The 23285-nt window shown below is 67.1% G+C and carries 23 protein-coding genes; 13 read left to right on the plus strand and 10 right to left on the minus strand.

Annotated elements, in window-relative coordinates; genetic code table 11:
* Nucleotides 1-63: 63 nt before the first annotated feature.
* Nucleotides 64-1155, minus strand: coding sequence for a recombinase family protein (locus WMK75_RS13825; RefSeq protein ID WP_347268239.1), 1092 nt, complete (start codon nucleotides 1153-1155; stop codon nucleotides 64-66).
* Nucleotides 1156-1273: 118 nt separating this feature from the next.
* On the opposite strand from WMK75_RS13825, the gene WMK75_RS13830 reads away from it, so the two are divergent.
* Nucleotides 1274-1903: a DeoR family transcriptional regulator gene (locus tag WMK75_RS13830; RefSeq protein WP_347268240.1), complete on the plus strand. Its 630-nt coding sequence runs from the start codon at nucleotides 1274-1276 to the stop codon at nucleotides 1901-1903.
* Nucleotides 1904-2062: 159 nt separating this feature from the next.
* Nucleotides 2063-2347: an AlpA family phage regulatory protein gene (locus tag WMK75_RS13835; protein ID WP_347268241.1), complete on the plus strand. Its 285-nt coding sequence runs from the start codon at nucleotides 2063-2065 to the stop codon at nucleotides 2345-2347.
* Here WMK75_RS13835 and WMK75_RS13840 read toward each other — a convergent pair.
* From WMK75_RS13840 to WMK75_RS13860, 5 genes are all read right to left on the minus strand, one after another.
* The gene (locus WMK75_RS13840) at nucleotides 2325-3581 is read right to left on the minus strand and encodes a tyrosine-type recombinase/integrase (RefSeq protein WP_347268242.1); all 1257 of its coding nucleotides are present in this window, start codon (nucleotides 3579-3581) and stop codon (nucleotides 2325-2327) included. The two genes, WMK75_RS13835 and WMK75_RS13840, sit on opposite strands and share 23 nt — an antisense overlap.
* Nucleotides 3582-3899: 318 nt before the next feature.
* Nucleotides 3900-5459: a glutamine-hydrolyzing GMP synthase gene (gene guaA / locus WMK75_RS13845; protein ID WP_347268243.1), complete on the minus strand. Its 1560-nt coding sequence runs from the start codon at nucleotides 5457-5459 to the stop codon at nucleotides 3900-3902.
* A gap of 44 nt (nucleotides 5460-5503) precedes the next feature.
* Nucleotides 5504-6976: a carboxypeptidase M32 gene (locus WMK75_RS13850; RefSeq protein ID WP_347268244.1), complete on the minus strand. Its 1473-nt coding sequence runs from the start codon at nucleotides 6974-6976 to the stop codon at nucleotides 5504-5506.
* Nucleotides 6973-8118: a heme A synthase gene (gene ctaA / locus WMK75_RS13855; protein ID WP_347268245.1), complete on the minus strand. Its 1146-nt coding sequence runs from the start codon at nucleotides 8116-8118 to the stop codon at nucleotides 6973-6975. Before ctaA ends, WMK75_RS13850 begins: the two co-directional genes overlap by 4 nt.
* A 55-nt stretch (nucleotides 8119-8173) precedes the next feature.
* Entirely contained in the window at nucleotides 8174-8914 is a 741-nt protein-coding gene (locus WMK75_RS13860; protein ID WP_347268246.1) for an RNA methyltransferase, read from the minus strand.
* Nucleotides 8915-8989: 75 nt separating this feature from the next.
* On the opposite strand from WMK75_RS13860, the gene WMK75_RS13865 reads away from it, so the two are divergent.
* Entirely contained in the window at nucleotides 8990-9601 is a 612-nt protein-coding gene (locus WMK75_RS13865; RefSeq protein ID WP_347268261.1) for a thiamine phosphate synthase, read from the plus strand.
* Here the strand turns inward: WMK75_RS13865 and WMK75_RS13870 are convergent.
* The 3 genes from WMK75_RS13870 to WMK75_RS13880 are packed head-to-tail and all read right to left on the minus strand — an operon-like array spanning nucleotide 9598 to nucleotide 11663.
* The gene (locus WMK75_RS13870; RefSeq protein ID WP_347268247.1) at nucleotides 9598-10290 is read right to left on the minus strand and encodes a M48 family metallopeptidase; all 693 of its coding nucleotides are present in this window, start codon (nucleotides 10288-10290) and stop codon (nucleotides 9598-9600) included. The two genes, WMK75_RS13865 and WMK75_RS13870, sit on opposite strands and share 4 nt — an antisense overlap.
* Before the next feature lie 27 nt (nucleotides 10291-10317).
* Nucleotides 10318-11499 carry a VWA domain-containing protein gene (locus tag WMK75_RS13875; RefSeq protein WP_347268248.1) on the minus strand — a complete coding sequence of 394 codons (1182 nt, stop codon included), beginning with the start codon at nucleotides 11497-11499 and terminating at the stop codon, nucleotides 10318-10320.
* Entirely contained in the window at nucleotides 11499-11663 is a 165-nt protein-coding gene (locus WMK75_RS13880; protein WP_347268249.1) for a hypothetical protein, read from the minus strand. The genes WMK75_RS13875 and WMK75_RS13880 overlap by 1 nt, the downstream gene beginning before the upstream one ends.
* A 114-nt stretch (nucleotides 11664-11777) precedes the next feature.
* On the opposite strand from WMK75_RS13880, the gene WMK75_RS13885 reads away from it, so the two are divergent.
* Nucleotides 11778-12902, plus strand: a complete 1125-nt coding sequence (locus WMK75_RS13885) for a Ppx/GppA phosphatase family protein (protein ID WP_347268250.1) — start codon at nucleotides 11778-11780, stop codon at nucleotides 12900-12902.
* Between the two features lies 1 nt (nucleotide 12903).
* Nucleotides 12904-13656 (plus strand): RlmE family RNA methyltransferase, encoded by a 753-nt coding sequence (locus WMK75_RS13890; RefSeq protein ID WP_347268251.1) that lies wholly within the window; start codon nucleotides 12904-12906, stop codon nucleotides 13654-13656.
* Here the strand turns inward: WMK75_RS13890 and miaA are convergent.
* On the minus strand, nucleotides 13653-14537 hold the full coding sequence (miaA, locus tag WMK75_RS13895; RefSeq protein WP_347268252.1) for a tRNA (adenosine(37)-N6)-dimethylallyltransferase MiaA: 885 nt from the start codon (nucleotides 14535-14537) through the stop codon (nucleotides 13653-13655). The two genes, WMK75_RS13890 and miaA, sit on opposite strands and share 4 nt — an antisense overlap.
* A gap of 86 nt (nucleotides 14538-14623) precedes the next feature.
* Between miaA and pyrH the strand changes: the two genes are divergently transcribed.
* From pyrH to WMK75_RS13935, 8 genes are all read left to right on the plus strand, one after another.
* Nucleotides 14624-15355 carry a UMP kinase gene (gene pyrH, locus WMK75_RS13900; protein WP_347268253.1) on the plus strand — a complete coding sequence of 244 codons (732 nt, stop codon included), beginning with the start codon at nucleotides 14624-14626 and terminating at the stop codon, nucleotides 15353-15355.
* Nucleotides 15356-15434: 79 nt separating this feature from the next.
* Nucleotides 15435-15998 (plus strand): ribosome recycling factor, encoded by a 564-nt coding sequence (gene frr, locus WMK75_RS13905; protein WP_347268254.1) that lies wholly within the window; start codon nucleotides 15435-15437, stop codon nucleotides 15996-15998.
* Between the two features lie 4 nt (nucleotides 15999-16002).
* Nucleotides 16003-16737 carry a polyprenyl diphosphate synthase gene (gene uppS, locus WMK75_RS13910; RefSeq protein ID WP_347268255.1) on the plus strand — a complete coding sequence of 245 codons (735 nt, stop codon included), beginning with the start codon at nucleotides 16003-16005 and terminating at the stop codon, nucleotides 16735-16737.
* Nucleotides 16734-17579 (plus strand): phosphatidate cytidylyltransferase, encoded by an 846-nt coding sequence (locus WMK75_RS13915; RefSeq protein WP_347268256.1) that lies wholly within the window; start codon nucleotides 16734-16736, stop codon nucleotides 17577-17579. The genes uppS and WMK75_RS13915 overlap by 4 nt, the downstream gene beginning before the upstream one ends.
* Before the next feature lie 3 nt (nucleotides 17580-17582).
* On the plus strand, nucleotides 17583-18758 hold the full coding sequence (gene dxr / locus WMK75_RS13920; protein WP_347268257.1) for a 1-deoxy-D-xylulose-5-phosphate reductoisomerase: 1176 nt from the start codon (nucleotides 17583-17585) through the stop codon (nucleotides 18756-18758).
* Entirely contained in the window at nucleotides 18755-20080 is a 1326-nt protein-coding gene (gene rseP, locus WMK75_RS13925) for an RIP metalloprotease RseP (RefSeq protein WP_347268258.1), read from the plus strand. Before dxr ends, rseP begins: the two co-directional genes overlap by 4 nt.
* Before the next feature lie 102 nt (nucleotides 20081-20182).
* On the plus strand, nucleotides 20183-22531 hold the full coding sequence (bamA, locus tag WMK75_RS13930) for an outer membrane protein assembly factor BamA (protein ID WP_347268259.1): 2349 nt from the start codon (nucleotides 20183-20185) through the stop codon (nucleotides 22529-22531).
* On the plus strand, nucleotides 22531-23166 hold the full coding sequence (locus WMK75_RS13935; RefSeq protein ID WP_347268260.1) for an OmpH family outer membrane protein: 636 nt from the start codon (nucleotides 22531-22533) through the stop codon (nucleotides 23164-23166). Before bamA ends, WMK75_RS13935 begins: the two co-directional genes overlap by 1 nt.
* The last annotated feature ends 119 nt before the right edge of the window (nucleotides 23167-23285 follow it).

Raw genomic sequence — 23285 nt, forward strand, 5'->3', positions numbered from 1 at the left:
GCAGGGCGTTTCGACGCCTGACCGTATCTGAAACCGCATGGGCCCGCTCAGATACACAGAGTTTCAGACACTCCCGTAGGCGCTGCTGGATGGCATCCCGTCGCATTCATCGATGACGATGCCGGAGAGCAAACCCTGTTGCTGGTAGAGCTTCCTCAGAGACTTCAACATCTCCTCGTCGCTCAGGCGGAAGGAGCGCGCACCGATTATGGTCCGGGCCGCCTCGAACAGCTCGCGCTCGACAACGGCCGCGAACGCATCCTGCGCCCTGATCCACATCTCGGGATCGTTCTGGACGCGCTTTTTCTTCAGCTTGAAGGAGCGGCGATTCCATACGTTGTCGCCGACATACTTCTCGTTGATGAGAATCTGGTGGACCGTTCCCCTCGTCCAGGGCCGCCCAAGATCGGTGAAGATACCCCTCTTGTTGAGATCGGCCGCGATCTCGCTCTCGCTGTACCCCTGATGGACGAACGCCCGATAGATTTCGCGAACCAGATCGACCTCTTCGGCAGGGCCGAGTGTCAGGATCACTCGATCAGTCTGGATGCTCTTATGCTCGCCCCGCTCAAGGAACCCCTTGGTGGTTCCATGCTCGTCGATCAGGGTCCGCCGCAGGCCGAACCCTGCTGGCCCACCCTGACGATAGCCCTTCTCGATCAGCCGGCCCTGACCCGCGAACACCTTGGTTGAAAGTTCGCGGCTGTATTCGCCCGCCATCGCGCGCTTGACGCCCTTGACGATGGTGGAGATCGGACTGCCATCGTTGTCGAACTGCTCTGCGCAATACTCCACGGCGATGCCGGCGCGTCGGCAGAGATATTCATAATAGGCGCTCTCGTCGGCATCCTGGAATCGCCCCCAACGGCTGACGTCATAGACGAGCACCAAGGTGAAATCGGCGATCCCGGATTTCACATCCTCGATGAGCTGCTGGAGCGCATCGCGCCCTTCGATCTTGAGTCCGCTCTTCCCGGCATCGGCATAGGTTTTGACGATCTCGATTCCACGAGCTTCCGCATATTGCTTGATCGCGTCGGATTGGTTTTCGGTCGAATACTTTTGATGGTCCGTCGACATGCGGACGTATTCGGCAGCTCGAAGGGGACGCTCCGGCTGCCCTGACCGATCATCATCGTAAAGCCTCCGGTTCATCTCATCGCGCCCTCCTAAACATGACTGCGGCGGTCCAGGCGACCTGCCGCCGCAGCACATGGCGGGCCTCTGCCGCCTCTCCGCTCGAAAGCCAGTTTAACTGCGGAGAAAACGGAAGATGTTGCCGAAAACGGGCAGGAAATTACCCCTATGGAAAGGCGTTCTCGAGGGGCGCGAAATCTACGCGCGGACTATCGCCGAGCTGCTGCGCAAGGAGCTTGGCGACAGCCATCGCGCGATCAAACAGCTCATGCGCCAAACCGACGCGAGCGAAAGGACCGTCAAGCATTGGCTATCGGGACAGCATGGGCCGGACACCGTGTATTTCCTGCGCCTCGTGGTCACGTCGCCGGTTATCAGAGCCTTCTTTCTCGGCCTGATCGAAAGCCCGGCAGCGATACCGCTGACCGAGCCCGTGGATCGCATTTCGCTCGCACGAGCCCGCGAAGCGTATGCGGACGGCGAAGCCGCTGGCGGGAGAGCGGCGGCACACGGGCCGAAAAATGACCCTAATCATGTCCCTGAACGTGACCCTATAAATGTCCCTGATCAGGCCGGGCTCAATGAGCGGCAGCGCTGGTTCCTGGATCGAGTCGCGCAAGGCCAGTGCGACGCCAGGGGGATTGCGGCAGCGTGGACGGTGAGCCTGAAAACCGCACGCCGGGATATCGCCACGCTCAAAGAGGCAGGTCTCATTAGTTACGTTGGATCACGCCGGAAAGGGCGGTATCGCAAGACAGCCGGATAATCAGAACCGGAAGCCAAGGTGACGCAGCGCGGCTTCCACGCCCTGTCCGATATGCACGCCAGAGCGCGACACGCTTCTACGCCCGTCAATTCGAGCTTTCATTTAGCGTCGTCTATCGCCTTCTATCCATCTCGGCAGATGAGTAGAGGGCGTCTTCAGATGAAACCACAAGCACAGCCCGCCATCACGCGGACCATCCGGCGGCAAGAACTTCGGAAAATAGTCCCGCTGGCCGACACCACCATCTACGACATGGAGCAGCGCGGCGAATTTCCGCGGCGCTTCTATCTCACGTCCCGCTGCGTGGTCTGGGATCTTGCCGAAGTCGAGGCTTGGCTAGAGGAACGGCGCCGCGCCTCACGCGCCAAGGCTGTGAAGCGCGCGCCTATTCCCGATGTCCATCTACGCAAGACCCGCCCCATCAAACATTCGGTTCGGGCGTGAGCAGGTCCATCGTCGGCGGATAGAGCGTCGGGGTATATTTCTGACCCGCTACCCAGGCATCCACCAGATTGGACCATTCCTGCATCATGTGCCGACGCTGATGTTCGTACTCGGCCTTGTTGTAGATGCCCCGCGAGGATCGTCCGTCCTCATGCGCCAGGCACTTTTCAATCCAGTCGCTGTTGAAGCCCAGCTCGTTCAGCAGGGTTGAGCCCGTCCGGCGCAGGTCGTGGACTGTGAACGCCCCAAGCGGCAGTCCCTCCTTCTTGGCCCGTGCCACGACCGCCGTCGTAATCCGGTTGAAGGTCGCGCGCGACATCGGGGCGTCGGCGTCGTAGCGCGACGGGAGGACGTATTTCGAATTGCCGGCGCAAGTCTTGAGGGCGACGAAGATGTCCAGCATCTGCTGCGACAGATAGACGTTGTGCGCCTTCGAGCGCTTCATCCGTTCCTTCGGGATCGACCAGACGGCGTTCTCGAAATCGACTTCATCCCAGACCGCATCCTGCAATTCGCTCTTTCGCACCATCGTCAGCAGGAACAACTTCATCCCGAGCCGGATCGTCGGCAGCGTGGGGACATGCTCAAGTTGGCCGAACATGATGCGGATTTCGGCGGGAGACAGCGATCTGTCCTTCGGCACGAAGGTCGCGATCGACGCCGGACCAACCTCATCGGCCGGGTTGGCGACCTTCTCGCCATGCAGGATCGCGAAGGCGAAGACCAGCTTCACGATGTCTCTAACGTGGACCGCCGTTGCTGGCGCTCCGCGCTCCTTCACCTTCGCGCACAGCCCGCGCAAATCCTCCGGTAGAATCTCGGGCAGCAACCGGTTGCGAAACGCCGGAAGAATGTCGCGCTCGAAGATCGATCGGCGCATGGCGCGCGTGCTGTCCGCCATTCGCGCTTCCTGAAGCCAGCGCTCACCAAACTGGCCGAAACTCTTCGCCTCTAGGAGGCGACGCTTCTCGCGCTGCTTCTCCTGCGCAGGCGAGCGACCTTCCGAAATGGCCCGCCGGGCATCGACCACCTTCTCTCTCGCGCGCGCCAGAGACAGACCAGCCGGGCCGTACCGGCCCAATGTCAAAGTCTCCCGGCGGCCGTTCAGCCGGTAGTCCATGCGGAACACGATCGCGCCTGACGGCTGGACCACGACGTACATACCGTCACGGTCCACGACCTTGTATAATTTACTTTGTGGTTTCAGTGCCTTAATGGCTGCGTCGGTCAACATCAGCACCCTCCAGACTGGTCCAAGCATACCGGAGAGCGCCCGATTATACCGTCAGGCCGAAAACGGCCGTTCCGATTGTATACTTTCCCGTATTTTACAGCGTGTTATGGCAAAAAATATACCGTCAGAAGCTCTCTTACCTCTGACGGTATATGTGATTTTGAGCTGAGACAAGATTCGCTATACCGTCAGCCATACCGTCATTTTGGAGGCTAACCCCGCGATAGACCGCGAAACGTATAGATAGCTTTTCTATTTTATTTCAATGCTTTATGTCGCATTGTGGCGTGTTATCGGATACGCCCGGAGGGGCAAAAATCATTCCCACTCGATGGTGCCCGGCGGCTTTGAGGTGATGTCATAGGTGCAGCGGTTGATGCCCTTGACCTCGTTGATGATCCGCGTGGCGGTCTCGCCCAGGAATTCATGGGTAAAGGGGTAGTAATCCGCCGTCATGCCATCGACCGAGGTCACCGCGCGCAGCGCGCAGGCATAGTCATAGGTGCGCCCGTCGCCCATCACGCCGACGGTGCGCACCGGCAGGATGGCGACGAATGCCTGCCAGATCTCGTCGTAAAGCCCGTGCTTGCGGATCTGGTCGATGAAGACCGCATCGGCCTTGCGCAGGATCTCGAGCTTGTCGCGGGTGATCTCGCCGGGGCAGCGGATGGCAAGGCCGGGGCCGGGGAAGGGGTGGCGGCCGATGAATTTTTCGGGCAGGCCAAGCTCGCGGCCCAGGGCGCGGACCTCGTCCTTGAACAGCTCGCGCAGCGGCTCGACCAGCTTCAGACCCATCTTCTCGGGCAGGCCGCCGACATTGTGGTGGCTCTTGATGGTGACCGAGGGGCCGCCGCTGAACGAAACCGATTCGATCACGTCGGGGTAAAGCGTGCCCTGCGCGAGGAATTCCGCGCCGTCGATCTGGTGGGCGTATTTCTGGAACACGTCGATGAACAGCCGGCCGATGGTCTTGCGCTTGACCTCGGGATCGGAAACGCCCTCGAGCTCGCCCAGAAACAGCGCGCTTTCGTCGGCATGGATCAGCGGGATGTTGTAGGTGTCGCGAAACATCCGGACCACCTCGGTGGCCTCGTCCAGCCGCAGCAGCCCGTGATCGACGAAGACGCAGGTCAGCTGGTCGCCGATCGCCTCGTGGATCAGCACCGCAGCCACCGAACTGTCGACCCCGCCCGAAAGCCCGCAGATCACGCGCTTGTCGCCGACCTGCTCGCGGATCTTGCGGATCGCGTCGTGGCGATAGGAGGCCATGGTCCAGTCGCCGGTGAAGCCGGCCATGCGCACGAAATTCTCCAGCATGCGGCGGCCGTGCGGGGTGTGGTGCACCTCGGGGTGGAACTGCACGGCAAAGAACCGGCGCGACGCATCCGCAACCATGGCATAGGGGGCGTTGGCCGAGGTGCCGATGACCTGGAATCCCGGCGCCAGCTGCGTCACGCGGTCGCCATGGCTCATCCAGACTTCCTCGCGGCCCTGGTCGAACAGCCCGGCAAAGATGCCGTCGCCGTCATGGCCCTCGGCCGGGGTGATGAAGGCGCGGCCGTATTCGGCGTGATGGCCGGATTCGACGCGCCCGCCCAGCTGCTCCATCATCACCTGCTGGCCGTAGCAGATGCCGAAGACCGGAACCCCCAGGGCGAACAGGCCCTGCGGCGCGCGCGGCGAGCCGGCTTCGGTGACCGAGGCCGGGCCGCCCGACAGGATCACCGCCTGCGGCGCGAATTCCGCCAGAAAGGCGTCGTCGACCGCGTTGAACGGGTGGATTTCGCAATAGATGCTCAGTTCGCGCAGGCGGCGCGCGATCAGCTGCGTCACCTGGGAACCGAAATCGATGATGAGAAGGCGCTGGTGCTGGGTCATGGCAGGGCTTTGGGCTGGGGTGGGGCGGATTGCAAGGGCGCGGCTCAGAGCCGGTAGATGCGGCTGAACTTGTCCTCGAGATAGTCAAGCAGCGGCGCCTCGTCGATCGTGGCGCCGGTGGCCTGCTCGATCAGCTGGCGCGGTGGGTAAAGCCCGCCGTGGCGCTGCATGTTCTCGCGCAGCCATTCCACCGCCGGCGCGGCGTCGCCCTGCGCCAGCGCATGGTCGAGATCGGGCACCGCCGCGCGCAGCGCCTTGTGCAGGCAGCCGGCATAGACATTGCCCAGCGCATAGGTCGGGAAATAGCCAAACAGCCCCACCGCCCAATGCACGTCCTGCAAGAGGCCATTGGCCGGCCGGTCCACGGCAAAGCCGAAATCGGCCAGGAAACGGGCGTCCCAGGCCTCGACCAGGTCCTCGGTATCCAGCCGCCCCGAGATCAGGTCGCGTTCAAGGTCGAAACGCAGCATGATGTGCAGGTTGTATTGCACCTCGTCGGCCTCGGTGCGGATATAGCCCGGGGCCACGCGGTTCACCGTGGCGTAAAAGGCGTCGGCATCGGGCACCGACAGCCCACCGAAGGCATCGGACATGCGCTGGTAAAGCCAGCCGGTAAAGGCGCGGCCGCGGCCAAGCTGGTTTTCATAGATCCGGCTCTGGCTTTCATGTGCGCCCATCGAGACGCCGCGGCCCAGCGGCGTGAAGGCATGGTCGTCGTCGATGCCCAGCTCATAGCTGGAATGGCCGACCTCGTGGATGGTCGAATAAAGGCAGTTGAACGGCTCGCTTTCTACCACGCGGGTGGTGATGCGGCTGTCCTGCCAGCGCCCGGAACTGAAGGGATGCACGGCGATGTCCAGCCGCCCGCGCGTCCAGTCATAGCCATAGGCGGTGGCGCAGATCCGCGCCAGGCGCAGCTGGGTTTCCTGGGGGAAATGCCCGCTCAGCGCCGCGGGCTGGAAATCGGCGCCCAGCACGTCGTCGCGCAGCGCCACCAGCCGCGGGCGCATGGCGTCGAACAGCGTGGCGATCTCGGCCTGGGTGGCGCCGGGTTCGTAATCGTCCAGCAGCGCGTCATAAAGATCGCCGCCATCGGCCAGCGCCGCCGCCTCTTCGCGCTTGAGCATCAGGATGTCGGACAGCGCGGGCAGGAATTCCTCGGGGGCGTCCTTGGCACGGGCCTCGGCCCAGATGCCCTGCGCCAGCGAGGTCTGGCGCGCCAGTTCCGTGGCCAGCCGCGCCGGAATGCGCGAGGCGCGGCGGAAGTCGCGCGCGATCAGTTCCATCACGCGGCGGTCCTCGTCATCCTCGGGGATCGCCCGGTCCAGCCATTCGCCGAGGCGCGGGTCGGTGCGACGCTCGTGCAGCACCGCCTCCATCGCCGCCATTTCCTCCGAGCGCTGCTCGGTCGCGCCGCGCGGCATGACGGTTTCCTGGTCCCAGCCAAGGCGTTCGGCGACGGAACTCAGCGCCTCGGTCTGGCGCTGGAAGGCAAGAAGGTCGTCGAAAGCGGTCATCGGATGGCTCCCCGCACCGAGGTTTCATAAGGATAGCGCGCATGATGGCGTGCGCGCAGGATCAGCGTGAACAGCGCCACCGCTCCCAGTTGATGCGCCAGCGCCAGCGCCAGCAGCGGGCCATGGATCACCGTCATGATGCCCAGCGCAAGCTGCAGCACAACTGCCGCGATCATGACGCCAAAGGCGCCGCGCGTCACCGGATGCGGCGAGCGCCGCGCCCGCAGATAGGCCAGGACGGCAAGCACCGCCACCAGATAGCCCGCCATGCGATGGGTGAATTGCACCAGCGCCGGGTTTTCAAAGAAGTTGCGCCAGCCCAGCGCCGCGTCCCAGATCGTTGGCGGGATCCACCAACCGCCCATCCTGGGCCAGCCCGGATAGTCGCGGCCGGCGTCGATGCCCGCGACCAGCGCCCCCAGCAGGATCTGCAGGAACGCCAGATGCATCAGGCCGGTGGCCATGGAAAACAGCCGCGGCTCGCCGGCGCGGCGCGCGCGCAGCAGCTCGGCCTCGGTTCGCGACAGCGCCAGCACCTGCCAGGCGATCAGCCCGAGGATGGCGAATCCCAGCCCCAGATGCACCGCCAACCGGTAGGAGGCCACGCGCACCATCCCGCCCGAAAGCCCCGAATGCACCATCCACCAGCCGATCGCGCCTTGCGCGCCGCCCAGCACCCCCAGCAGCAGCAGCCGCGGCACCCAGCCGGCCGGCATGCGCCCGCTGCCCAGAAAGCCGGCGAAGCCCAGGGCCCAGACCAGCCCGATCAGCCGCCCCAGCATGCGATGCGACCATTCCCACCAGTAGATCTGCTGGAAACCGGCCAGGTCCATCTCGGGGTTGAGCTGCCGGAATTGCGGGATCAGCTTGTATTTCTCGAATTCGGCCTGCCAGGCCGCGGCGTCCATGGGCGGGATCGCCCCCACCACCGGCTTCCATTCGGTGATCGACAGCCCCGATCCGGTCAGCCGCGTGGCGCCGCCCAGGGCGATCATCGCCGCCACCAGCACGAAAAGCACGATCAGCCAGGCGCGGATGGCGCGCCGCGCCCCCTTGTGGCCGGCGTCGATCATGCCGCCCTGCGGGGGCGCCGGGTCTGGCGTCGCTTCGCTGACTTCCTGAAAGACGGGACGTCTTGCCATTCTGCATTCCTTGAGGATCAGGCGCGACCTTGGCCCGGCCGCGTGCGGAAATCAATCAGCCGCGGCGGATCAGCTGCCGCAGCATGCCATGAAAGATGCGCGTATCGGCCTGGGTCAGCGGCAGGCGCGACCAGAGGTTGCGCAGCACCAGCTTCATTGCCGGGGCCTTTTGCGGCGGAAAGAAAAATCCCGCCGCGTCCAGCCGTTCTTCCCAGTGATCGGCGAGGCGCTCGATTTCAAGCCGCGTCGCGGCCACCTCGCCCGCGGGGCGGCGGCCATGCGGCGCCGGCTCGGGCGGCAGGGTTTCGCGCGCCCATTCATAGCCGGTCAGCAGCACCGCCTGCGCCAGGTTCAGCGAAGGAAAATCCGGGTTCACCGGCACGGTGATGATGGCATTGGCGCGCGCGATGTCGTCGTTTTCCAGACCCGCGCGCTCGGGGCCGAAGATGACGGCGCTGCGCCCGCCTTCGGCGCTGCGCCGGCGGGCGTCCTGCATGGCCAGGGCCGGGGTCAGCACCGGCTTGGTCAGTTCGCGGCCGCGCGCGGTGGTGGCATAGGCATGGTCGATGTCGGCCATGGCCGCGGCCAGCGTGTCAAAGACCCGCGCCCGGTCCAGCACGCGCCCCGCCGCCCCCGAGGCCATGGCCACGGCGCGCGGGTTGGGCCAGCCGTCGCGCGGCGCCACCAGCCGCATCTCGGACAGGCCGAAATTCAGCATGGCGCGCGCGGCCGCGCCGATGTTCTCGCCCATCTGCGGGCGCACGAGAATGATCGCGGGTTCCATGCCGGCGGCCATAACCTTCCCGCGAAGCACTGGCAAGGCGCGCGGCAACGCGCTATCTGCAGATCTGCAGCCAGGGATGACATGACCATGACCGACCAGCCGAATTCGCCGCAACTTTACCTGATCACGCCGGTCGGCGCGGCGGCCTCGACGCTGGGGCCGATGCTGGCCGATGTCATGGACCGCTTTCCCATCGCCTGCCTGCGCATCCCCGGCGCCGGTTCCGAGGAAGAACTGGGCCGCATCGCCGATCTGGCGCGCGAGATCGCGCATGCCCGCGACGTGGCGGTGGTGATCGACGACCACATCCAGCTGGCGCAGCGCCACGGGCTGGACGGGGTGCACCTGACCAACGGCGCGCGCGGCGTGCGCCATGCCCGCAAGGAACTGGGCCAGGATGCGATCGTCGGCGCCTTCTGCGGCGCCTCGCGCCATGACGGCATGGCCGCGGCCGAGGCCGGGGCGGATTACGTCAGCTTTGGCCCCTGCGGCGCCACGGCGCTGGGCCAGGGCGAGATGGCGGCGCTGGACCTGTTCCAATGGTGGTCCGAGATGATCGAGATCCCGGTCGTGGCCGAGGGCGCGCTGTCGCCGACACTGATCGGGCATCTGGCGCCGGTGGCGGATTTCATCGCCCTCGGCGTCGAGATCTGGTCCGAGCCCGATCCGGTCGAGGCGCTGGGCCACCTCTGGCGCTAGGCGGGGCGGGTCAGGCCCCAGCGCGCCTCAAGGCGCTCGATGGCGGCGATGCGCCGGTCCGTCGGCGGGTGCGACAGCAGCCAGGCCGGCGCCGCGGTGCGGCCCCCGGCCATGCGGTCCAGCTTGCGAAACAGGCTTTTCTGCGGGTCGGTGCCCAGCCCGGCCTTGACCATCAGCGCGCTGGCAAAGGCGTCGGCCTCGAATTCGTCCTGGCGCGACAGGCGCGCGGCGATGGCCCTGGCGGCCAGATTGGCGATCCAGACGCCGATGCCGGGCAAAAGCCGGCCGAGGATCCCGGCCAGGGCCAGGCGCACGGCGTTCTGGCCGGCGAAGTCCACCATGCGGCGGCGGCTGTGGCCGCTGGCGACATGGCCCAGCTCATGGGCGATCACCGAGGCCAGTTCCTCGGCGCTGACCTCGTCGTGGTCCAGCCGGTCCAGAAAGCCACGGGTCAGGAAGATACGGCCGTCGGGCGCGGCCAGCCCGTTCACCGCGGGGATTTCATAGACATGCGCCCGCACCGGCGGCAGGTCCATGGCGCGGCCCAGCCTTTCCAGTAAAGGCAGCAGCCGCGGATGCGTCAGCGGCGTCGATCTGGCATTCAGCTCTGCCCTGAGCCGCCATGCGGAAAAGAACCACATCGCGGCGGCGTAAAGCAGGAACAGCAAGAAGGGCGTCAGTCGCAGCATGGCGCCGATATGGGGTGCGGGGCCGGCTCAGCCAAGCAGGCGCATGGCGGCGGTCAGCCCTTCCAGCGTCAGGGGATGCATGCGGTCCTCGAAGATCTCGCGGATCATGCCGATCGAGCGGGTGTGTTTCCAGTGGTCCTGCGGCACCGGGTTCAGCCAGACATGGTCGGGCCAGGTGGCGCGCAGGCGCCGCAGCCAGACCTCGCCGGGTTCCTGGTTCCAGTGCTCGTTGGCGCCGCCGGCGATGGCGATCTCATAGGGCGACATCGAGGCGTCGCCGACGAAGATCGCCTTGTAGTCGCGGCCAAAGCGGTGGATCGCCTCCCAGGTCGGGGTGGTCTGGTCCCAGCGTCGGCGGTTGTCCTGCCACAGCGCCTCATAGATGCAGTTGTGGAAATAGAAATGTTCCAGATGCTTGAACTCGGCGCGGGCGGCGGAAAACAGCTCGTCCACCAGCCGCGAATGGTCGTCCATGCTGCCGCCCGCGTCCAGAAACAGCAGCACCTTGACGGCATTGTGGCGCTCGGGCCGGGTCTGCACGTCGATATAGCCGTGCTCGGCGCTGGCGCGGATGGTGCCGGGCAGGTCCAGTTCCTCGGCCGCGCCGTGGCGGGCCCATTGCCGCAGCCGCTTCAGCGCCACCTTGATGTTGCGCGTCCCCAGTTCCACCGAATCGTCGAAATCGCGGAACTCGCGCCGGTCCCAGACCTTGACGGCGCGGCGGTGCCGGCTTTCGGCCTGGCCGATGCGCACGCCTTCGGGGTTGTAACCATAGGCGCCGAAGGGCGAGGTGCCGGCGGTGCCGATCCACTTGCTGCCGCCCTGGTGGCGGCCCTTCTGCTCGGCCAGACGTTCGCGCAGGCGGCGCATGAGCTCCTCGAACGAGCCGGCGCCCTGGACGGCGGCGCGTTCCTCGGGGGTCAGGAATTTCTCGGCCAGCTTCTCCAGCCATTCGCGCGGGATCGCCGCCGGGTCGAGCAGGGATTCGACCGCGATCTCGTCCAGCCCGGCGAAAGCCTCGGCAAAGGCGCGATCGAAACGGTCGACATGCGCCTCGTTCTTGACCAGCGTGGTGCGCGCGAGGTGATAGAAACCCTCGGGCGTCCAGTCCGAGAGCCCGGCCTGCAGCCCGGCCAGCAGGTCCAGATATTCCCGCAGGCTGACCGGCACCCCGTGCCGGCGCAGACTGTCGAGAAACGGCAGGAACATCAGACGAGCCGGCTGATGAGGGCGGTCAGCAGCAGGGCCGGCACGCACAGCGCCAGCCCGTGGGCCATCGCGTATTGCAGCTTGTCGGCACGGCTGCCGCCGGCTTTCGCGGCGCGGCGCCAGCCGATGGCGGCGCCAAGGATGAATGCGGCAAGAACGATCATGCCCCGTCAGATAGCCCCTGCCGCCGCCCCTGTCGAGAGGTGCGCCCACCACCCCTTGAACGCCCGCAAGCCGCGCGTTACTTTCGGGGCAACAAGTGATCGGAGGGCGCGACCATGGCGCCCAGGCGTCCCGCGGGTGCGGACGCGTTCCCGAGAAAGACGGTCGAGCCTTTCGTCACCCGCCCCGCCGAGGACGGGCCGCTTTACGCGGCACTGGACCTTGGCACGAACAGCTGCCGGATGCTGATTGCCCGCCCCGCGGGCAACCAGTTCCAGGTGGTGGACAGTTTCTCGAAGCCGGTCCAGCTGGGACACGGGCTCGAGGCGTCCGGACGGCTGTCGCGCATGTCGATGGCCCGGACCGTGCATGCCCTGCAGGTATGCCGGCGCAAGCTGGATTCGCACCAGATCACCCGCATGCGCCTGGTGGCGACCGAGGCCTGCCGGCGCGCGCGCAACAGCCGCGAATTCATGCGCATGATCCGGCGCGAGACCGGCCTGCCGATCGAGATCATCGACGCCGAGGAAGAGGCGCGGCTGGCGGTGATCTCATGCGCGCCGCTGGTCAGCCAGCGCACCGAGCAGCTTCTGGTGGTGGACATCGGCGGCGGCTCGACGGAACTGGTGTGGATCGACCTGTCCGAGGTCGCCCCGCGCGAACGTCCGCGCGCCATCATGCGGCTGGGCGACGGCTTTCGCGATCCGCGCCCGGGCGATGCGCGGGTGGTGGACTGGATCAGCGTGCCGCTGGGCGTGGCGACGCTGCGCGACCAGTTCGAGGATGTCGAGGACGACCAGGGTCGCTTTGCCCTGATGTCCTGGCATTTCGAGGAGATGCTCGCGGATTTCAGCCCCTATGCGCTGACCCATGATTTCGGCGAGAATTTCCAGGTCATCGGCACTTCGGGCACGGTGACCACGGTGGCGGCCAGCCATCTGGGGCTGCGCCGCTACGACCGCACCAAGGTGGACGGGCTGACCATGACCTCGGGGCAGATCGACCATGTGATCCGCGAATATCTGGCGCTGGGCCCCGAGGGCCGGCGCAGCGATCCCCGCATCGGCCGCGAGCGCCACGCCCTGATCATGTCGGGGGCGGCGATCCTGCAGACGCTGATGCGGGTCTGGCCGACGACGCGGCTGTCGGTGGCCGATCGCGGCCTGCGCGAGGGGCTGCTTTATGCGCAGATGGTCAAGGATGGGGTGCTGACCCCGGACGGGGTGAACGGGGTGGCATGAGATGAGCGACGGCAAGAAACCGGACGGGCCGAAAAAGACTTCTGGCCGCGGGCAGCGCGACCTGCGGGTGCGGGTCAAGACCGCCAAGGGGCGCAAGCTGTCCAGCACGCTCTGGCTTGAGCGGCAGCTGAACGACCCCTATGTGGCGCGGGCCAGACGCGACGGCTATCGCGGCCGCGCCGCCTACAAGATCATCGAACTGGACGACAAATACCGCTTCCTGGTGCCGGGGGCGCGCGTGGTCGATCTGGGTTGCGCCCCGGGCGGCTGGTGCCAGGTCGCCGTGGCGCGGGTGAATGCCCTGGGCGCGAAATCCGGCAAGAAGGTCGGCCGCGTGCTGGGCGTGGACCTGCAGGAGGTCGATCCGATCGCCGGCGCCGAGATCCATCAGTTGGACTTTCTCTCGGACGGGGCCGATGCCCAGGTCAAGGCCTGGCTCGGCGGGCGGGCCGATGTGGTGATGTCGGACATGGCCGCGGCCTCTTCGGGCCACAAGGGCACCGATCATCTGCGCATCGTGGCGCTGGTCGAGGCGGCGGCGGAATTCGCCTTCGATGTGCTGGAGCCGGGCGGCACCTTCGTCGCCAAGGTGCTGGCCGGCGGCGCCGAGACCGAGATGCAGGCGATGCTGAAGCAAAGCTTTCGCAAGGTGGCCAATGTCAAGCCGCCGGCCAGCCGCTCGGATTCCTCGGAAAAATTCGTCGTGGCCCAGGGTTTTCGCGGCCGCGAAGGCGAGATGGGGGACGGGGCCTAGACGCCGGCCGCGACCTCGCGCCAGCCGCGCATGCGTCCGCGAAAGAAGCTGCGCTGCGCCTTGGCATATTGGCGGCTGGCGACGATCGCCTGCGCCACCGCGGCCTCAAGGCTGCAATGCCCGTGCAGATGCGCCATCAGCTCGGGCGCGCCGATGGCTTTGGCCCAAAGCGCGGCCGGGTCCCAATGCGGCTGCATGGCGCGCACCTCATCCAGTGCGCCATCGGCCAGCATGCGGTGAAAGCGGCTGTCGATGCGCCCGGCCAGCCAGTCGCGGTCGGCCTGCAGCAGCAAAAGCTCGGCCCGGTCGGGGTCGATCAGCGGCGCGGGGGTCTCGGCCTGCCAGGCGGCGATGCCGCGGCCGGTGCTGTGCAGCACCTCCCAGGCGCGCTGTACGCGCACTGGGTTCCGCAGGTCGATGCGCGCCCGCGTCTGCATATCCAGCGCCGCGACCATCTGCGCCAGCCCGCCCGGCCGGGCGCGCAGCACGTCGGCGCGGGCGCGGATCTGCGGCGGTGTCGGCGGGATCACCGCCAGCCCCCGCGTCAGCGCGTTCAGGTAAAGCCCGGTGCCGCCGGTGACGATCAGCCGGCCGGGAAGCCCGGCGACCTCGGCCAGCCATTCGCCCACCGAATAGGCGGTGCCCGGCACCACATGGCCGTATAGCGCATGCGGCGCGCGGGCCAGATCCGCGGCATCGGGCCGGGCGGTCAGCACCTGCCAGCAGGACCAGACCTGCAGCGCATCGGCATTGACCACGGTGCCGCCCTGGGCCTCGGCGATGGCCAGGGCCAGGGCGGACTTGCCGCTGGCGGTGGGGCCGGCGATCACCACATGGCGCTGCGGATCCAGCGCGGCGGGGATTTGCGAGGCGACGATCATCGCGGCGCTCCAAGCGGGCGGTTGAACATGGCGCCTGTTTGCGACATTTTGCCGGGCGATGAAACCGTCCGCGAAAGGCGCCCCAGATGTCGGAACTGACCAAGCAAGCCGGAACCTACCGCCGGGTGATGCTGAAGATCTCGGGCGAGGCGCTGATGGGCGATCAGGGCTATGGCCTGCATCCGCCGACGGTGGCGCGAATCGCGCAAGAGGTGAAATCGGTCCATGACATGGGCGTCGAGATCTGCATGGTCATCGGCGGCGGCAACATCTTTCGCGGGCTGCAGGGCAGCGCCCAGGGCATGGAGCGCGCCACCGCCGATTACATGGGCATGCTGGCCACGGTGATGAACGCACTGGCCATGCAGGCGGCGCTCGAAGCCGAAAAGATCCACACCCGGGTGATCTCGGCCATCCGCATGGACGAGGTGGCCGAGCCCTATATCCGCCGCCGCGCCATCCGCCATCTGGAGAAAAAGCGCGTCTGCATCTTTGCCGCCGGCACCGGCAATCCCTATTTCACCACCGACACCGCCGCCACGCTGCGCGCCAACGAGATGAATTGCGAGGCGATCTTCAAGGGCACCAAGGTGGACGGGGTCTATGACAAGGACCCCAAGAAACACGCCGACGCCAAGCGCTATGACACGGTGACCTATGACGAGGTGCTGCAAAAGCATCTGGGGGTGATGGATGCCTCGGCCATCGCGCTGGCACGCGACAACGACCTGCCGATCATCGTCTTTTCGCTGGACGAGCCGGACGGCTTTCGCGGAATCCTGTCGGGAACCGGCACTTATACGCGCGTGCATGGATAAAATGCCCCATAGGCTTTGCCATGCGGGCGGCTCTCGGCTAAAAGCGCTGAAAACCACAGCACAGAGGCCATGACCGAGCATGTCCGACGAGATCGAGATCGACACCGACGACCTGGAACGCCGCATGAAGGGCGCGATGGATTCCCTGCGCCATGAATTCGCGTCGCTGCGCACCGGCCGCGCCTCGGCCAGCATGGTCGAGCCGATCATGGTCGACGCCTATGGCTCGCCCACGCCGATCAACCAGGTCGGCACGGTGAACGTGCCCGAACCGCGCATGGTCACCATCAACATCTGGGACAAGGCCCTGGTAAGCAAGGCCGAGAAGGCGATCCGCGAATCGGGTCTGGGGATCAACCCGCAGCTGAACGGCACCATCATCATGCTGCCGATCCCCGAGTTGAACGAGGAGCGCCGCCGCGAACTGACCCGCGTCGCGGCGCAATATGCCGAACATGCCCGCGTCGCCATCCGCAACGTGCGCCGTGACGGCATGGACCGGATCAAGAAGGCGAAATCCTCGGGCATGTCCGAGGACGATCAGAAGTTCTGGGAAAGCGCGGTGCAGGAACTGACCGACAAGATGATCGCCTCGGTCGACCAGGTACTAGAGGCCAAGCAGGCCGAAATCATGCAGGTCTGAACACATGGCAGAAAGCGCAGTCAGACTGACGGAAACCGGTGCCGGCGAGGGACGCCCGCGCCATGTCGCCATCATCATGGACGGCAATGGCCGCTGGGCGCAGAACCGCGGCTGGCCGCGGCTGGTCGGCCACCGCCGCGGCGCCGAGCGCGTCAAGCAGATCGTGCGGGCCTGCCCCGACATGGGGGTGAACTGGCTGACGGTCTATGCCTTCTCGACCGAGAACTGGAAACGCTCGACCGAGGAGGTGCTGGGGCTGATGGGCATCTTTGCCCGCTACATCGAGCGCGAGGCCGATGGGCTTTCGGCCGAGGGCGTGCGCATGCGCTTCATCGGCGGGCGCGAGCGGCTCAGCCCGAAGCTGCAAAACCTCATGGCCGGGATCGAGGCGCGCACCGCCGGCAATTCCCGGCTGAACCTGACGGTGGCGATCAATTATGGTGGCCGGGACGAGTTGCTGCGCGCATCGACGCGGCTGGCGGCGCGCATGGCGCGCGGCGAGGTGGCCGAGCCGACCGAGGCCGATCTGGCCGCCTGCCTCGACACCGCCGGCCACCCCGACCCGGATCTGGTGATCCGCACCTCGGGCGAGACGCGGACCTCGAATTTCCTGCCCTTCCAGGCGGCCTATTCCGAATACGAATTCACCCCGACGCTCTGGCCCGATTTCACCCCCGAGCATCTGGCGGCGATCCTCGACCGCTTTGGCCTGCGCGAAAGGCGCTTTGGCGGGGCATGACCGGGCCCGGCCAACAGCAGCGCCCCCCCGGGGCAGGCGGGCCGGCGAACTGGGGCGATCTCGGGCGCCGGTTGCTGTCTGGGGCGGTGCTGGCCGTTCTGGGCCTGGCGCTGGTCCTGTCCACGGGGCTATGGCTGCGCATCGGCGTCACCATCGTCATCGCGCTCTTGATGTGGGAACTGGCACGGCTGACCGGCCATGGCCATCCGCAGCTTCGCGCCCCCCGGCGCCCGGCGCTGATCGGTGGATTCTCGGGGCTGGTGATGCTGGCCATGCTGCAGCTTCCCGGCGACTGGCCTCTGCTGCTGGCGGCACTGCCGGTGGCCCTGGGTTGGTCGGGGACGCAGCCGCAGGAACGCCGCGCCTGGCTGCTGTTCACCCTCGCGATCCTCGGCGCCGGTTACGCATTGGTGGTGCTGCGCGAAACCATGGGCCTTGCGACGCTGCTGTGGATCGTCGCCACCGTGGTGGCATCGGACGTGCTGGGCTATTTCGTCGGGCGCCGCCTGGGCGGGCCGCGCTTCTGGCCGGCGATCAGCCCGAAGAAGACCTGGAGCGGCACCATCGCCGGCTGGCTGGGTGCGCTGGCCCTGGCGCTGGGCCTGTGGCTTGCCGGCCTTGCCGGTGCGGGGGTGATCCTGGCCGGGCCGCTGCTGGCGGTGGCGGGCCAGTTCGGAGACATCGCCGAAAGCTGGCTCAAGCGCCGGGTGGGGGTCAAGGACAGTTCGGACCTGATCCCCGGCCATGGCGGCGCCATGGACCGGTTCGATGCGATGTCCGGGGCGCTGCTGATGGCGCTTGTGCTGCTGCTCGTGAACCTGTTGCCGCGGATCGGAGGCTGAGACATGCGCAGCGTTTCAGTGCTGGGGGCGACCGGTTCGGTCGGTGAAAGCGCATTCGATCTGCTCATGCGGGCGGGCGGGCCGGCGACCTATCGCACCGTGGCGCTGACCGGCGGCGCCAATGTCGCGCGCCTGGCCGCGATGGCGCGGGCCCTGCGCGCCGAGATCGCCGTCACCGCCTGGCCCGGCAAGCTGGAGGAATTGCGCGCCGCGCTGGCCGGATCGGGCATCGAGGCGGCCGCCGGTTGCGCCGCCATCGCCGAGGCCGCGGCGCGGCCCGCCGACTGGACGCTGTCGGCCATCGTCGGCGCCGCCGGCCTGCCGCCCGGGCTTGAGGTGCTGGCGCGCGGCGGCACGCTGGCCCTGGCCAACAAGGAAACCCTGGTCGCGGCCGGACCTCTGGTCATGGCCCGCGCCCGGGCGCACGGGGCGCGCATCCTGCCGGTCGATTCCGAACATTCCGCGATTTTTCAGGCGCTTCAGGGCGAAGACCTTGAAACTGTCGAGCATGTGACCATCACCGCCTCGGGCGGGGCGTTCCGCGACTGGCCGCTTGAGCGGCTGGCGCAGGCGACGGTGGCGCAGGCGTCAAACCATCCGAACTGGGCCATGGGCCAGCGCATCACCATCGACAGCGCCAGCATGTTCAACAAGGCGCTGGAAGTCATCGAGGCGCATGAATTTTTCGGCATCGGCGTCGATCGACTGCGGGTGCTGGTGCATCCGCAGTCGATCGTCCACGCCATGGTCACGCATCGCGACGGCGGCAGCCTGGCGCATCTGGGCGCGCCGGACATGCGCCATGCCATCGGCTATGCGCTGAACTGGCCCGAGCGCGCCGCGCTGCCGGTGCCGGTGCTGGACCTGGCGCGCGTGGGCAGCCTGAGCTTTCACGACCCGGACGAACGGCGCTGGCCGGCGCTGCGTCTGGCGCGCGAGGCGATCCTGGCCGGCGGTGCCGCCGGCGCGGTGCTGAACGCCGCCAAGGAACAGGCGCTGGACGATTTCATCGCCGGGCGTATCCGCTTTACCGACATGGCACCGGCGGTCGAGCACGCACTGGCCGCGGCCTCGGCGCAGCCCGGCTTTGGCGACAGTCCCGAGCGGCTGGAGGCGGTGCTGGCCTGGGACGGATTCGCGCGCCGCGCCGCCGCCGGCTGGCAGGGGGCGGCGGCATGACCATGCTGCTGGACGGGCTTGGCGGATTCCTGTGGTCGGCGCTGGCCTTCATCGTGGCGCTGTCGATCATCGTCACCGTGCATGAATACGGGCATTACATCATCGGCCGGCTGTCGGGCATCCGGGCCGAGGTGTTCTCGCTGGGCTTCGGGCCGCGGCTGGTGGCGCGCCGGGACCGGCACGGCACGCTGTGGCAGGTCGCGGCGGTGCCGCTGGGGGGCTATGTGCGCTTTCTGGGCGATCCCAATGCCGCCAGCGCCGGCTCGGTCCCGGTCGAGCCGGGGCGGGCGCGGCAAAGCCTGACCGGGGCGCCGCTCTGGGCGCGTTTCGCCACCGTCTCGGCCGGGCCGCTGTTCAATTTCATCCTGTCGATCCTGATCTTTGCCGGGGTAGCGCTGTGGCAGGGCATGCCGCAGGACGAGGTCCGCATCGGGCACCTGCTGGCGGCGCCCCCCGGGGTCACGATGGAGCTGCGCCCGGACGATCAGGTGGTGGCGCTGGACGGAAGGCCGGTGGGCAGCTGGTCCGACCTCGCCGCGGTTGCCGCAGGGCTGCCGGCGGCGCCGGTGCATGACTGGACGGTGCTGCGCGACGGCGGCCAGCTGGTCGTGGCTGGACCCGACCCGATGCCGCCGCTGGTCAGCGGCGTCGCGCCGCGCAGCCCCGCCGCCGATGCCGGGTTGAAGGCCGGGGACGTGATCCTGGCCATCGACGGCACGCCGGTCTCGCGGTTCGAGGATCTGCGCGACCATGTCGCCGCTGCCGAGGGTCAGCCGGTGCTGCTGCGCGTCTGGCGCGAGGGGCAGGGCAGCGCCGACTACCTGCTGGCGGCGCGCCAGCAGGACCTGCCGACCGCCAGCGGCTATGAGCGGCGCTGGCTGATCGGCATCACCGGCGGCGGCAGCTGGTTCACGCCCGCGACCCGCGCCACCGGCCTGGCCGAGGCGCTGGCCCTGGGCGTCACCCAGACCTGGGGCATCATCGCCTCGTCGGTCTCGGGGCTCTGGGCGATGGTCAGCGGCCAGATCGGCAGCTGCAACCTCGGGGGCGCGATCTCGATCGCCGAGACCACGGCGCAGGCGGCCTCGGCGGGGGGCGGCAATTTCCTGTGGTGGATCGCGGTGCTCTCGGCGGCCATCGGTTTTCTGAACCTGCTTCCGGTGCCGGTGCTGGATGGCGGACATCTGATGTTTTACACGTTTGAGGCGCTGGCGGGCCGCCGCCCGTCGGATCGCGTGGTCGAGGTGCTGTCCATTCTGGGCATGGCCGCGGTGCTGGGGCTGATGTTTCTGGGTCTCTCGAACGATCTTTTCTGTCCGTGACGGCCCTTGCCTTTTGACAGTCCCGGCCGCTTCGCGCTATCCATCGGGGAAATCCGGGCGGGGACAACCCGCCGGGCAATGCATGACGCGCGAGGGGCGGCGATGATGGACAGGAAACTTGGCAAGGGCGCGCTGGCGCTGATTTCGGCGCTGGCCATGGCGGCGCCGGCGGCGATGATCGCGACCCCGGCCTCGGCCTATGTCTTTGGCAATGTGCGCATCGAGGGCAACCAGCGGATCGAACCGCAGACGATCCTGTCCTTTCTGGACCTGCCGCGCGGCCAGGATGTCTCGGCGGGGCAGCTGAACGACGCGCTGCAGCGGCTGCAGAACTCGGGCCTGTTCGAGAAGGTCGAACTGCTGCCCACCGGCGGGACGCTGGTGGTGCGCGTCGCCGAATATCCGACGATCAACGTCATCAGCTTCGAGGGCAACAAGCGCCTCAAGGACGAGAACCTGGCCGAGATCGTCAAGTCGCAGTCCCGCCGCGTCTATTCGCCCGCCCAGGCCGAGGCGGATGCCGCCGCCATCAGCCAGGTCTATGCCGCCGAAGGGCGCCTGGCCGCCCGCGTCGATCCGCGCATCATCCGCCGCGAGGGCAACCGCGTCGATCTGGTCTTCGAGATCCGCGAGGGCGACGTGACCGAGATCGAGCGCATCGGCTTTGTCGGCAACCGCGCCTTCTCGGACCGCAAGCTGCGCAACGTGCTGCAGACCAAGCAGGCGGGCCTGCTGCGCAATTTCATCAAGCGCGACACTTTCGCCCCCGACCGGCTGCCGCTGGACGAAAAGCTGCTGACCGACTTCTACCGCTCGCGCGGCTATGCGGATTTCAAGGTGCAGGCGGTCTCGCCCGAGGTGGCGCGCGAACGCGACGCCTTTTACATCACCTTCCAGATCCAGGAAGGCCCGCGCTATACCTTCGGTCGCGTCGACACGATCAGCGAGATCCCCGGCGTCGATGCCGCGGCCTTTGCCGAACAGAACCGCGTACGCACCGGCGCTGTCTACAACCCCACGATCATCGATACCACCATCCGCCGCATGGAGGCGCTGGCGCTGCGCGAGGGGCTGAATTTCGTCAGCATCGAGCCGCGCATTACCCGCAACGAGCGCAACCAGACGCTGGACCTGACCTTCGCCCTGACCCGCGGCCAGCGCGTCTTTGTCGAGCGCATCGACATCGAGGGCAATACCACCACGCTTGACGAGGTGATCCGGCGCCAGTTCACCACCGTCGAGGGCGACCCCTTCAACCCGCGCGAGATCCGCAACTCCGCGGAGCGCCTGCGGGCGCTGGGCTATTTTGCCGATGTGCAGGCGGAAAGCCGGCAGGGCTCGTCGCCCGAACAGGTGATCGTCGATGTGAACGTCGAGGAGCAGCCCACCGGCAGCCTCAGCTTTGGCGCCAGTTACGGCGTCGCCTCGGGCGTGGGCTTCAACGCCTCGCTGTCGGAAAAGAACTTCCTCGGCCGCGGCCAGGAGGTGAACCTGTCCTTCGCCACCGGCTCGGGCACGCAATCCTCGGGCTTCACCTTCATCGAGCCCTTCTTCATGGGCCGCAACCTGAAGGCGCGGGTGCAGCTGTGGTACAACACCACCGACCGGCTGAATTCGGATTACAACACCCGCACCGTCGGCATCCAGACCGGGCTTGAATTCCCCATCTCCGAGAACGGCCGGCTGGAGCTGCGCTACAAGCTCAGCAAGGACACGCTGTTCGATGTCGAGGCCATCCATCTTGACCCCGAGACCGGCGAACTGGAGGGCTCGTCCCCGATCCTTTACCGCGAACAGGGCGGGTTCTACACCTCGGCGCTGGGCTATACCTACAGCTACGATTCGCGCATTGCCGGGCTGGACCCGCTGACCAGCTATCGCCTGCGTCTCAGCCAGGATTTCGCCGGCGTCGGCGGCGACGTGGAATCGGTGACCAGCAACCTCTATGCCGGCATCGAGAGCCGCGCCTGGCGCGAGAGCGTGACCATGCTGGCCGAATTCGAGGCTGGCGCCGTGCACATGCTGAACGACCAGACCAGCCGGTTCACCAATCGTTACACCGGCAACGGCAAGATCCGCGGCTTTGAACCGAACGGCCTCGGCCCGCGCGACCTGAACGCCCCGAACGAGGACGCGCTGGGCGGCAACTATTTCTGGGCGCTGCGCACGGAGCTGCAATTCCCGCTGGGCCTGCCCGAGGAATACGGCATCTCCGGCGGCCTGTTTGCCGATGCCGGCTCGGTCTGGGGGCTGGACGACACCAATGGCGCGCCTCCGGGCGAGCATCCGCAAGAGGTGGACGACGGCATGAAGATCCGCGCCTCGATCGGGGCCTCGCTGTTCTGGACCACGCCGATCGGGCCGCTGCGCTTCAACTTCTCGAAGGCCGTCAAGAAAGAGGACTATGACGACGAGCAGGCCTTCGACCTGACCATCTCGACCAAGTTCTGATGCGCTGGCGGGCGGCGATCACGCTGGCGGCACTGGCGGGGCCGGCGCTGGCGCAGTCGGATCCCGGCCCGTCCGAATCTGCCGGCGGCGATCACGCCGTGCCACCGATGGTGGTCGAGACGCCCGCGCAAAGCAGCGAGGGCGTGCTGCCGCTGATGACGCTGGACCAGGAGGCGCTTTACCTGCGCTCGCAATGGGGCGAACGCGTCCAGGACGAGTTGGAGCGCCGCGGCCAGCAGATCGCCGGCGAGAACGACCGCCTCGCCGCAGAGTTCAGCCGCGAGGAGCAGGAACTGACCCGGCTGCGCGAAAGCCTGGCCCCGGACGAGTTCCGCAAGCGCGCGGACGAATTCGACAAGCGCGTGGTCGAGGTGCGCCGCGAACGCGACCAGGCGGCGCGCGAACTGCAGACCCTGGCCGAGACCGAGCGCACGGCCTTTTTCCGCGCCGCCCTGCCGATCCTGGCGGCGCTGATGCGCGAACGCGGCGCCCTCGCGGTGCTGGACCAGCGCGCGATCTTTGTCGCCTCGCAATCCATCGACGTGACCGAGGCGCTGATCGCCCGCATCGACCAGGAGATTGGCGCCGGTCCGGCCGCCCCGCCCGCACCGGGAAAGGAAGGCGTGCCCGACTAGAGCCCATGGACATTCAGGTTTCCCATCCTGCCTGATTTCTGGTTCAGGCTTCCCGAAGGGAGGTCTGAATGGACGGGCAGCGATTTGTGGTGACGGATGGGGTCTGGGCGCGCCTTGAA

The sequence above is a fragment of the Paracoccus sp. (in: a-proteobacteria) genome (assembly GCF_039808215.1).
GTDB lineage: Bacteria > Pseudomonadota > Alphaproteobacteria > Rhodobacterales > Rhodobacteraceae > Paracoccus.